Raw genomic sequence first — 13351 nt, forward strand, 5'->3', positions numbered from 1 at the left:
ATAAGATAATTTTTTTAAATAAAATAGTTTCTTATAACTACTTCTTATTTTTTTTTTTTTTTTTTAAAAAAAAATGATATTTTGTTGTTGTAATTCAATTAAAAAATATGTTTTAATATTTATATAATTTATTTTTAATAGATATATAATTTATTTTTAATAGATAGTTATTAATTAAAATTAATACTAAATTCTATATAATATTAAAATATTTATTAAAATATTTATATCAGTAAAATTAATATTAAGTTTAAATGTATTAATAAGTTTTAATATATAAATTAAATATATTTAATAATTATTTAAGCCAATATTACTTTGAAGCTTATAATAAATTTAAATTTTATAATATATTAAAATTTATATTAATTATTTAATAGGATTATTAATACCTGCATTATTTTATTATACAAAATATTATATTTTCATATCTATTAATAGTATATCGAATTATTCTTTATTTATTAATAGTATATTGAATTATTTCATATTTAGAATTATTTCATATTTGTTAATATTATATTTGCATTTGTATATATATTAATATTATGTTATTATTGAATTAAAATTCTTATTAAATAATTAATTTTCATTTATCTTCTTAATTGAAACATATTTTACTAATTAAGGTTTTTATTAATTTTTTTACAAAATTTATATGAAATTTTAATTTCTAAATCATATTACGATATATTATTTGTATATTGTATAATATATTGTATATTATAAAATTCAATCTTATACAAAATAACTTGCTATTAGTTATTTTTTGAAACATTAAAGGTATTAAAAATATTTATTTAAATATTAAATTTATCAGTGGATTATTATGAATATAACAGTTATTGGAACAGGGTATGTAGGTTTAGTAACAGGGACTTGCTTTTCAGAAATGGGAAATAATGTTTATTGTGTAGATATTGATGAAAATAAAATTAATTCTCTCAAGAACGGCATAATGCCTATTTATGAACAGCATTTAGAAAATATGGTTATCAAAAATCACAAGAAAGGGAATCTTATTTTCACTACTAAATTAAATGAAGGATTAGACATATGTGATATTTGTTTTATTGCTGTAGGAACTCCAATGGCATCTGATGGTTGTGCTGACTTGAACGTTGTTTTTCAAGTAGCTAAAAATATCGGAGAATTAATGTCTAAAGATCTTATAATTGTTACAAAATCAACAGTTCCTGTTGGAACAGGAGATAAAATTCAAAAAATTATACAAAAAGAACTTGATAAAAGGGGAGTTAACTATAAATTTCACATGGTTTCAAATCCAGAATTTTTAAAAGAAGGAACTGCTGTTGAAGATTCTATGAGGCCAGATAGGGTTATAATCGGTTCAAACCATGAAAAAACAATAAAAACAATTAAAGAACTTTATTCTCCTTATATTAAAAACAACGATAGATTTATTGTAATGGATATTAGAAGTGCTGAAATGTCTAAATATGCTTCTAATGCAATGTTAGCTACTAGAATTTCTTTCATGAATGAGATAGCCAATATCTGTGAAAATGTAGGAGCAGATGTTAATCAAGTTCGTTTAGGTGTTGGAAGCGATAAAAGGATTGGTTATAGCTTTCTATATGCTGGTTGTGGTTATGGGGGAAGTTGCTTCCCAAAAGATGTTAGTGCACTTATAAAAACAGGTGAAATAGCAGGATATTCTCCTAAAATTTTAAAAGAAGTTGAAAATATAAATAACGAACAAAAAAAAGTTATTATTGACAAAATAAAAAGAAAATTTGGTGAAGATCTTTCAAACCTAAGTTTTGGCCTTTGGGGATTATCATTTAAACCTGGAACTGATGATATGCGCGAAGCTCCATCTGTTGTTATAATTAATGGTTTAATTGATGCTGGTGCAAAAATAAAAGCTTATGATCCTAAAGCTACTGAAATAGCTAAGAATATTTTTGAAAATAATGAAAATATTGAGTTTTGTAATAGTAAATATGATGTATTGGATAATAGCAATGGACTTATTATTGTGACTGAATGGAATGAATTTAGAAGTCCTGATTTTAATGAAATTTATAATAGATTAAATAATAAAATTATTTTTGATGGTAGAAATCAATTTGATAGAGAATTATTAAATAAACTTGGTTTTGAATATTACCAAATTGGTAATTAGTATACTGTAATTATTATTCTGCAACTATGTGCTATAAGTTCTAATTATTTATATTAATTTGTAATTTATATTATATTAATTTTCAACATATTTAGTAATTGGAATTGGATATCAAATTTATAATTAATCATAAAAGAATTAAATGTATTTTTATTTAATAGAATAAAGGAGGATAATATGAAAATATTGATAACTGGATATAATGGAATGTTAGGTTCTGATTTAGTTGAAACATTGAAAAACGAAAATAAACATGATTTAATCCTTACTGATGTTGAAGAATTAGATATAACTAACTTTGATGAAGTTATAAAAGTTTTTAAAAATGAAAAACCGGAAATTGTAATCAATGTAGCTGCCTATACTGATGTTGATGGTTGTGAGACTAATCAGGATTTAGCTTATAATGTTAATTCTATAGGGCCTAAAAACTTGGCTATTGCTTCAAACGAAATTAATGCTAAACTTTTACATATAAGTACTGACTATGTTTTTTCTGGAGAAGAATCTAAACCTTATAAAGAAGAGGATGGAATTGGCCCTAAAAGTTATTATGGTAAAACTAAACTCCAAGGAGAATTATTCATTAAAGAAAACATGGAGGAATATTTTATTATTAGGACTGCATGGCTATATGGGTTTAATGGCAAAAATTTTGTAAAAACAATGTTAGAATTATCAAAAAACAATAATAAAATCACTGTTGTTAATGATCAATATGGTTCTCCTACATTTGCAAAAGATCTGTCTAAAAGTATTTCTGAAATTATAAAAACAGATAAATATGGGGTTTATCATGTTACAAATAGTGATAGTTGTACTTGGTATGAGTTTGCAAAACAAATATTTGAATTAGCAAATATTGATGTTAATGTTATCCCAGTAACTACTAAAGAATATCCAACACCAGCTGAAAGACCAAAATATTCTGTACTTTCAAATGAAAAATGGGAAAATAATGGTTTTAAAAAATTAAGATCATATAAGGATGCTCTTAAAAGTTACATTGAACTTGAATTAGAAAATAGTGAATAGGAGGTGTTTTAATGAAAGGCATTGTTCTGGCAGGAGGTTCTGGAACTCGACTTTATCCAATCACAAAAGCTATTTCTAAGCAACTTATTCCTTTATATGATAAACCAATGATTTATTATCCAATATCGGTTTTAATGCTTGCAGGTATTAAGGAGATACTTATTATTTCAACTCCTCATGATCTTCCTCAATATAAGAAATTACTTGGGAATGGTGAGGATTTAGGTATTTCTTTTTCTTATTGCGAACAAAAAGAACCAAAAGGGTTAGCTGAAGCTTTTATAATTGGAGAAGAATTTATTGGTTCTGATAATGTTGCCTTAGTTTTGGGAGATAATGTTTTTTATGGCCATAGATTGACCGAAATATTGAAAAATGCAGCTAAATTAGACCAAGGTGCAATTATTTTTGGATATTATACTAATAATCCTGAAGATTTTGGTGTTGTAGAATTTGATGATTATGGAAATGTCTTATCCATTGAAGAGAAACCAAATAATCCAAAATCGAATTATATAGTTCCTGGACTTTATTTTTATGATAATAATGTCATCAAGATAGCTAAAAATGTTAAACCTTCACTTAGGGGTGAATTAGAGATAACTTCTATCAATGAAGAGTATTTAAAACAAAATAAACTCAAAGTTGAACTTCTTGGTAGAGGCATGGCTTGGCTAGATACAGGTACCCATAATGGTCTTTTAGAAGCAGCTAACTTCATAGAGACTGTTCAAAAAAGGCAAGGTTTATATATTGCTTGCTTAGAGGAAATAGCTTATTATAAAGGTTATATTTCTAAAGAGAAGCTTATTGAAATATCTGATAATTTGAAAAAAACAGATTATGGTAAATATCTGTCTAAGTTAGCTAATAATCGATAAATGATATAATACTTATAAATTTTTAATAATGATTATCAATTTAATTATGATTATTATTAAAAATAATGTTATTATAAATTATTAATAATTATAATAAATTTTTCATGAGCAATATTAATAATCATGATAATAATTTAAAAATTGATAATACATAATTTTGAAAAATAATGTATAATAAATAAAATAGTATATTAAATAGTATATTCTAAATTATAGAATATAAAATGCTTTTTGATAATTATTTAATCTTGAAAAGTTGCCTTCATTATATTTTAAAAGGCAATTTAATTGTAAAATATAAAAATTTTTGCTTTCATAAAGAAGTTTGTAAAAATTTTTATTTTTATGATATTATATTATAATGTAATAACTATATTTATGTAATATGGTAATAGTTTGGCTAATAAATTATTAATTTAATTAATTGTAGTTAATAATTAGTTATTAATTTATATTATTAATTTATATTATTAATTTAATTTGAAATTTCATAGGTTCAATTATATAATTTTTAAATTTGCTTAGATTTAAATTTAAAATTAGTAGCTAATTTTTGAAATATATAATTATGAATTTTTTTAGAAGATAAATTTTTCAGTTTATTATTTTATTGAAACATTTTACATATTTTTGTTTACTTAATTAAATATTTTATTTGATATAAAGGTGTATTTTTGTGCTGAATAATCTTAAAAAATTTTTGGTTTTAAATAGTGTATCATCTGCTACTTCATCATCAACATTGGGAAGTTTTAATGATAAGGTTAAAAAAGTTAGATTGCTAAAATATGATAATTTAAGAGGTTTAGGGATATTATTAGTAGTTTTATTCCATTTAATGAATCCTTTTTCTAGTGTTCCTTTTTATGGTGCAATTGCGAAAAGTTCTATGATTATTATAATGCCAGTTATATTTTTTGTAAGTGGATACTTTTCTAAGGTTGATGAAAATACTGAAATAAAAGCTTTTAAAGGGATTTTTATACCCTATATATTCTTCTGTACACTTTGGATTATATTCACAGTTATAGTATTAGGTTCTAATATTCCTGAAATGCCTTATATAGTCCCTGCAAGAGGTTTATGGTATTTATTAACTCTATTTTTAATGAGATTATTCCTACCAATATTTGTCAGAATTAAGTATTTCTTCTGGATAATGATAGCAGGATCTTTATTAATAGGCGTAGTTACTTTTGGATCAAATATATTTGCATTCACTAAGTTTATTTATTATTTGCCTCTTTTCATGTTAGGTTATTATTTTAAAAACTCTGATTATTACTTAAACACAATTAATCCTAAATTAAAAGGGTTATTTTTAAAAATAAAAGATTTCTTTGTTAATTATAAATTAATAACCTTTGGAATTTTAGCTTTATTATTAATATCTCTTACTTTTGTATTTAGAACATATCCTTCAGGATTTTTTTCTTTTGAACTTAGCTATTCTCAACTAGATTTAGGTAATAAAATTGGAATGTTAATGAGATTGCTTGTGCTTCTTGCTAGTTTATTTGCTGTAATATTGATGAACTATCTCATGACTGACAAAGAAACATTTCTAACTAAAATAGGTAAAAATTCATTAGCTGTCTATGTTTTACATTTTTACTTCACTAGAATATTAGATATATACTTTATACATTCTGATCTAGGGTCATTTTTATTGGATAATCCTTATTTGGCCGGTGTTTACATTGTAATAACTGCTTTAATAATCACATATGTTTTATCAAGAGATTTCATAACAAACATATTAAATAAGATATTTGACATAATATCTAAAATATTTATTAAGCCTGCTCCTAATTAGGCTTATTTATATTTTAAAATTTTAATTTATACTATACTATTATGGGTTTATGTGTTACTGAATTGATTAAATAAGATTAATTCTACTAATTAATAAATTAATAAATTCACTCAATGATTTTCATGAAAACGGAATTAATTATAAAAGAATGCATTGTTAAGAGTAATAATCTATATATTAATGTTAATTGTGATATTGATTATGATCCTGATGTTTTTGAACCTAAATTAAAAATAAATTTTTTTAATGGCAAAAATAATTTGATATTGCCTGTTCTAATTACTAATAGGCGATATATATCTTTTAAAAATTTAGATTCTTTAGAATTTTCTCAAAAATTTGAAATAAATGATATATTTCTAGATAAAAAATGGAAAGAAATTAAATTTTATTTATCTTTACACTATGGAAATCATATTGTTACAGATTTTTCTTTTGATTTGGATAACGATATAAATAATGATTTTGTTTCAAAATACCTCATTGAAAATGATGAAAATCAGATTAAATTAATTAAAATAAACGATAAGAATAATTTAAATATTTTAAGGCATGTTTTATCACTTTTTATAAGAATAATAGCACTAATTATATCAATATTTTTAATTCCTTTCTTTATTTTCGAATCTATTTTTATAATGATCAAAACTCCTGATTTAAATTCTTCAGGAGGAGATTTATATTTAGAAGATAAAAATGTTATTAAAAGAGGAATAAGACATATATTATGGAGAATATCTTCATTTTCCAATTTTCCCGTTGAAAAATTATTTATAAATTTCAAAAATTACATGTTAAATAAAATTTATCAATTAGCTGTATTAATCTATCAAAAAGAAAATACTGTAATGTTTATCTCAGAAAGAGGACAAAATTTAACAGGAAATCTCAAATTTGTGTATGATTATATAAAAAATAATGAAAATACTAAAAACGTTAATATTAAGGTTTCAACCATAAATCAAAGTTTTCCAATTACTAGCTTTAGTCATAAGTGGAATACTTACAAGGATATGGCTAGTTCTAATGTTATTTTATTAGATAATTATTTTAGCCCAGTAAATATTTTGAATTTTAATAATCAAACTTTAATTCAGTTATGGCATGCAGCAGGTGCTTTTAAAACTTTTGGATTTACAAGATTTGGAAGACCTGGAGGCCCAAAACTTGATTCTAAAAATCATAGGAAATATGACATGGCTACAGTTTCAAGTAGTGCTGTTATAGACTGTTATTCAGAGGCTTATGGAGTTTCTTCAGATAAAATTCTTCCATTAGGTATCCCAAGAACAGATATATTTTTTGATACTGATTATATTGATTCAACTAAAGAAAATTTCTATAAAAAATATCCTCAGTTAAAAGACAAGAAAATTATACTATTTGGGCCTACATTTAGAGGAACTAATAGAAGAAATGGCTATTATCCTATAAAGAAATTTGACCCTGTTAAAATTTATAATGATTTGAATCAAGAATATGCAATAATTATAAAAAGACATTTTTTTATAAACAATAAATTTAAAATTCCTAAGGAATATTCTGATTATATACTTGATTTGGACGTTAATGAAGATATAAATGATTTACTTTTTGTCACGGATATTCTAATTACAGATTATTCTTCTACGGTATTTGAGGCTTCTTTATTAGATGTTCCAATGATTTTCTATGCATTTGATTTAGATGATTATATTTCTAATCGTAGCTTTTATTTTGAATATAAGAGCTTTGTCCCTGGAAAAATAACTTATACTCAAGATGAGCTAATTAATTCTATTAAAAATAATGATTTTGAGAACTATAAAATAAAAGACTTTAAGGATAAGTTCTTTGAAGAGGTTGATGGGAAATCAACAGAAAGAATTATAAATTATATTTGTAATGTTTTAGAAAAAAATAAAAAGAAATAGAATAAAAATAAAAAATAAGCTAGATAATAATGGCTAATAAATAAAAATTAAATAAAAATTAAATTAAATAAAAATTAAATAAAAATTAAATCATATTAAAAAAACTAAAAATAAAACAAAAAATAGAGAATATTATAGCTTAAAATCCTATTAAACATCTCTATAATCTATTTCATTAGTATATGTAATATTATTTATTTTATTTTTCTGAATATTGTTTTTTATGAACTGATTATTGAAGGCTTTATTAACAACAATACCAATACCTGAATTGCTAATTATTCTATTTAACTTAATATAGTTATTATCTGAGCGCTCTAAAAACAAACCATGCTTTCCGTTATATTTTATTGTATTTCTGATTATCGTATTTCCTTTGTTTTTTTCTTCACCAGAATACAATAATATGCCAAATAATGAATTTTTGTAAATTAAATTTTCACGAACTATATTTTTAGTAGCGGCATCTAAAATAACTATTCCACAAGAATTATTATTATTTCTTATTTTATTTGAAAGTATTTTGTTACTTGAACCATAAATAATAATGGATCCATCATAGGGTCTATTATAAGCAGGATCATAGAAAATGTATCCAGAACTTTTATGATTTTCTACAATATTTTTTTGTATTGTGTTATATTTTCCTTTAACTGTTATTTGTTGTAATGTTAAACCAGAAACTTTTGTTTTATCAGCATTAATCGTTAATGACCTAATTTTTACCTTACCCTTTGTCTTAATAGTAATTGACTTCTTCAATGTTAAATCTAAGTTTTTATGATTTGCTGTTTTAAAAATAACAACATCTTTATTTTTAACATTCTTAAAAATACTTTTAATTTTCTTATCAGAATCTTTTTTATCTATTTGGTATGTTTTAGCATCAATTCCACTCATTCCAATAACTAGAGTAGAAAACAATAAAACTACAATTAAAACATGTTTTAACTTCATAATTTCACCCACTATTAAAAAGATAAATAGGCTGACACTTTTATTTCTAATTATGCATTTTATTTATCTTTTATCCTTTTATCATTCGAGATATCTTTCCTTTAACTTTTTGGAAAAATGTCCTATTTTTTAGTTTAATTTCATTTTTAAGTTTTTTATTTTCTTTATTTAATTTTTCATTATTTTTTGTTAGTTTATTTATCTCTCTATTTTTTTTCGTGATTTGATTTACCATGTCCATACTTGGTCTTAGCCATTTGTCAAGAGTGGTTTTCATTAATTGGAATTGGAATTCTTTTTGTTCTTCTTCAGTAAAACTAGTTTTTTTGATATCTTCAATAGTATTTTTATCTTCATTTTCATTTATAAATTTTTTTATTGTCCCTATTAATTTTTCACGAGTTTCTAGATGTTTTCCCCAATTTGGAGCAGGGTTCATAAAATCAAAATTATATTTGTCTTGCATAAAATCCTCAGGGCTAACACATTCAACCCAATTTCTATATGGATCAAACCTTGACCATTTAGGATTTAATGGTATCCATAAGACTGGTACTCCCATTGCTAGGCAGGGTAGTGTTGCATGTAGTCTTATTGTTACTACGCATTTAGCATTTTGATAGATTTTTAGTCGTTCTTCAACATTTTTGGCCCTTTCTTCCCAAGTCATTTCATAGAATTGATTTTCAGGGTCACGATTTATGTGAGTATAATTTCTTATCTCTATATCTTCACCTTTCAATTGATTTCTTATTTTTTCTTCTACATCTTTTGGTAAATCAACTAGACAAATATATTCTTTTTTAGGTTTAGTTTTTTCAAATTCTGGTAATGTTAGTGTGATACAACCTGAAAAAAAGCTATCTATTGAAAGTCTTTTAAATGATCTTTCGGTTGGCTTGTCTCTGCATCCTATAGGCCCATAACTTCTTAAATAATCTCCACCCAAACCTTCAAACCCTTCATCAACTAAGGGAGATGCTTTCCCTTCTATTGTCTTCCTTATCATGTGCATTCCTACGAATAGGGGGAGTATGTTTTGGGATGGTGGCCAGTTCCATTTTTTCCTAAACATCCATGCACTCATTATGACACTTACTGCTTCATTGTTTTCACTTTTGAATGTGTCTAATTCTTCTCTATCGACCATATAGTCTATTTGAGGTAGGAATCTTGATGATGCGTAAGCTTGAATATCATCACCTAAATTTTTTGTATATCTATGATATAATACTCCATATTTCATTTAATTTGCTCCAAATTTAGATTTTTATAGTAAATAAATTATATAATTAATAATATGGCATTTAATGATATATTTTTAATAAAATTTTGCCATGTAATATTTTTAAATAAATTGTGAGTTTTTATTTTTTCAATTCTCTTTTTAACTCTTCTATTTCATTAACCATATCCATACTTGGTCTTAACCATTTATCAAGAGCGTTTTTCATTAATTGGAATTGGAATTCTTTTCGTTCTTCTTCAGTAAAACTAGTCTTTTTGATATCTTCAATAGTAGCTTTATCTTCATTTTCATTTATAAATTTTTTAATTCTTTTAATCATTTTTTTTCTAGTTTTCAAATGATCTCCAGAATTTGGATCAGGATTTACAAAATCAAAGTCATAATTGTCTTTCATAATATCTTTAGGACTTACTACTCTAACCCATTTTCTATATGGATTAAATCTTCCCCAATTAGGACTTTTTAAAACCCATAAGACTGGTACTCCCATTGCTAGGCAGGGTAGTGTTGCATGTAGTCTTATTGTTACTACGCATTTAGCATTTTGATAGATTTTTAGTCGTTCTTCAACATTTTTGGCCCTTTCTTCCCAAGTCATCTCATGGTAAGGTTTTTTAGAATCACTATTTATATGGCTGTAAGTTCTTACTTCAATATTTTTCCCTTTTAATTTGTTTTTTATCTTTTTTTCCACATCTTTTGGCAGATCAACTAGACAAATATATTCTTTTTTAGGTTTAGTTCTTTCAAATTCTGGTAATGTTAGTGTTATACAGCCAGAAAAGAAACTATCTATTGAAAGTTTTTTAAACATTTTGGCTGTTATCTTATCTCTGCACCCTATAGGTCCATAACTTCTTAGATAGTCTCCACCCAAACCTTGGAAACATTCATTAGTTATTGGGGATGCTTTTCCTTCAATGCCTTTTCTTATCATGTGCATTCCTACGAATAGGGGGAGTATGTTTGGGGATGGTGGCCAGTTCCATTTTTTCCTAAACATCCATGCACTCATTATGACACTTACTGCTTCATTGTTTTCACTTTTGAATGTGTCTAATTCTTCTCTATCGACCATATAGTCTATTTGAGGTAGGAATCTTGATGATGCGTAAGCTTGAATATCATCACCTAAATTTTTTGTATATCTATGATATAATACTCCATATTTCATTTAATCTGCTCCAAAAATAGTTTTCTGTGAAAAATGCCACATGATTTTTATTATTATAAAATTCTGAATAATTATTATAAATAATTTATATTGTAATATTATTACTATTTGTCTCTTAATAATATTTATACTAGTAAAATTAGAGTTTTAAATTAGATTATTAATTAATTTATAATTTTTATTATTTTAATTATATTATTTTAAATTTCAATATTTTAAATTATAATTTTTTAAATTATAATATTTTAAATTATAATATTTTTTATATAATAATTTTTTATTTTTTAAATTATAATTGCCTTATTATCTCTTTAAATATTAATTTTTAATATTTATGCTTAGTATTTATACTACTATTGTGATTTCTTATAATTTCAGATATTTTCTATAATTTCGGATATATTTATTCTATTATATATTTAATTATTATTTATATATAATTTTTATATAATAATATTTTTAATAATATTATTTACTTTTATCTTCTTTTATTCATATTCAATTTTATATTTATATTTTTTAGATTTTTTATATAAAATTTAATTATTTTACAATATAGTTATTTTATAAGGTAATAATTAAAAAAATAAATATTAGTTCTTTTAATTAAATTTAAAATAATTTAGTAGCTTATTATATATATTATTTTGAGAAAGAAGATTTTTAATTTCATTATTTTCATTAATTTCGACTTTCCAGCTATTTTTCGCAATTTTAAATTCTTTAACTCTTTCTTTAACTTCTTCCTTTTTCAATTTTGAGGTTGTTTCAATAGGGAGTGATGAATTTTTTCTTAATAAATCATCTATAGGAAGTTTTTTAAGATTAAAATCTTCATCATAAGCAGTTTTAATCTTATTTTTTTTCCAAAATTTTAAATAGTTATTAAATCTATCGGTATGGCCTTTTTCAGGTGAATTAAAATCAACATTTTCAATAATATCCAAAACTGAATCAAATTCAATTAATTCATTTTCAGTTATATTTGTCAATCTATGAAAATCTGCTAATTCTCGCATTCTTCCATCTTTAACAATCATTATACTTGGTGTACCTGCTATTGTGGCCATTATATTTCCATGCAATCTTGCTCCAAAGCTTAAATCAATCTTTTTTAAAAAATCTATCCATCCTTGGGCATTTATTGGGGCTCGAACACGGTTATTTTTGTAAGCTGGTGATTCCAAATCAACTGGATACACTTCGCTTTTTTGTTTTAGATTTGGTCTTCCGATATATGTTAATCTAAGTTCTGATCTCCATTGTGGAATAAAATAGTAATTTGAAAATTCTTGCATTGTTTTAAAAATAAAATTATTTATTTTTGAGGAATATAAACCAGAATTTATAGATATTAGAGATTCTTTTGTTATCTTTTTATCTCTAATTTTTAAATGATTTCCAAATGAAAACATTGCTGGACAACCAATCACCATGAAATCTTTTTTTTCTTTAAATCCTAAATTAGACAAATAATTCCCTGTTATTCTGCCCCTTACTCCTATAATAGTTCCATTGTCACGGATTGCATTTATAAAATTAGTAACATGTTCATCAAATGGAAAATTTTCATATCCATCACTTTTTATATCTGTAGAAACTCCAATTCCTGCAACAACAAAAGGAATTTCAAGATTTTCAATGAAACTAGTGTATTTTATCAAATGATTTATAAATCCTTCTCTAAATCCATTTGCCATAGGACAGATATATGCTGAATACTTTTTATTAATCATTTCAGCATCTTTTAATGTTATTCTTCCTCTATCTACACCATAATAGTCAGGTAAAAGTTCTGTTTCTTTGTTTATTAATGTCCTATAAACTCCAAATTGATATGCTAAATTTCCTAAATTTCCTCCAAATGCATTTCTTGCAATAAGTTGTCCTGGAGTAAAATTCATTAATGGAGATGTTCCAGATCTAACTAATATTTTCATAAACAATCACTTTTTGTTTGTAAATAATAAGTTTGTAGATAGATAACCACTCAAACAATCAATCATCTTAAAATACTTTTTGTAAATTTCATATATATTTATTTATCCATTTTATTTTTTAAAATTCTACAAAATCTTAATTTTCTTAATAATCTATAATTATTTTATATTATATCCATTATTAAATTATTTAATAAATTATAATATTCATTTTAATAGATTATAATATTTCAAATA

Annotated in this window: 9 protein-coding genes; 5 read left to right on the forward strand and 4 right to left on the reverse strand. The window is 23.8% G+C overall.

The window, feature by feature from the left end; genetic code table 11:
• The first annotated feature begins 829 nt into the window (after positions 1-829).
• From Q0087_RS07170 to Q0087_RS07190, 5 genes are all read left to right on the forward strand, one after another.
• Complete coding sequence (locus tag Q0087_RS07170) at positions 830-2149, forward strand: UDP-glucose/GDP-mannose dehydrogenase family protein (protein ID WP_297899005.1); 1320 nt, start codon at positions 830-832, stop codon at positions 2147-2149.
• Positions 2150-2326: 177 nt separating this feature from the next.
• Complete coding sequence (gene rfbD / locus Q0087_RS07175; protein WP_297899006.1) at positions 2327-3184, forward strand: dTDP-4-dehydrorhamnose reductase; 858 nt, start codon at positions 2327-2329, stop codon at positions 3182-3184.
• A gap of 11 nt (positions 3185-3195) precedes the next feature.
• The gene (gene rfbA / locus Q0087_RS07180; protein ID WP_297899007.1) at positions 3196-4065 is read left to right on the forward strand and encodes a glucose-1-phosphate thymidylyltransferase RfbA; all 870 of its coding nucleotides are present in this window, start codon (positions 3196-3198) and stop codon (positions 4063-4065) included.
• Between the two features lie 676 nt (positions 4066-4741).
• The gene (locus Q0087_RS07185; RefSeq protein WP_297899008.1) at positions 4742-5881 is read left to right on the forward strand and encodes an acyltransferase family protein; all 1140 of its coding nucleotides are present in this window, start codon (positions 4742-4744) and stop codon (positions 5879-5881) included.
• A gap of 122 nt (positions 5882-6003) precedes the next feature.
• Positions 6004-7794 (forward strand): CDP-glycerol glycerophosphotransferase family protein, encoded by a 1791-nt coding sequence (locus Q0087_RS07190; RefSeq protein WP_297899009.1) that lies wholly within the window; start codon positions 6004-6006, stop codon positions 7792-7794.
• Between the two features lie 150 nt (positions 7795-7944).
• Here Q0087_RS07190 and Q0087_RS07195 read toward each other — a convergent pair whose 3' ends face one another.
• The 4 genes from Q0087_RS07195 to Q0087_RS07210 form a co-directional block, all read right to left on the reverse strand.
• Entirely contained in the window at positions 7945-8751 is an 807-nt protein-coding gene (locus tag Q0087_RS07195; RefSeq protein WP_297899011.1) for a right-handed parallel beta-helix repeat-containing protein, read from the reverse strand.
• Positions 8752-8821: 70 nt separating this feature from the next.
• Positions 8822-9997: a polysaccharide pyruvyl transferase family protein gene (locus Q0087_RS07200; protein WP_297899012.1), complete on the reverse strand. Its 1176-nt coding sequence runs from the start codon at positions 9995-9997 to the stop codon at positions 8822-8824.
• 121 nt (positions 9998-10118) lie between these two features.
• Positions 10119-11174, reverse strand: coding sequence for a polysaccharide pyruvyl transferase family protein (locus tag Q0087_RS07205; RefSeq protein ID WP_297899013.1), 1056 nt, complete (start codon positions 11172-11174; stop codon positions 10119-10121).
• Positions 11175-11776: 602 nt separating this feature from the next.
• On the reverse strand, positions 11777-13114 hold the full coding sequence (locus Q0087_RS07210; RefSeq protein WP_297899014.1) for a polysaccharide pyruvyl transferase family protein: 1338 nt from the start codon (positions 13112-13114) through the stop codon (positions 11777-11779).
• Between the last annotated feature and the right edge of the window lie 237 nt (positions 13115-13351).

It is taken from the genome of uncultured Methanobrevibacter sp., from assembly GCF_937881195.1.
Taxonomy (GTDB): Archaea; Methanobacteriota; Methanobacteria; order Methanobacteriales; family Methanobacteriaceae; genus Methanobinarius.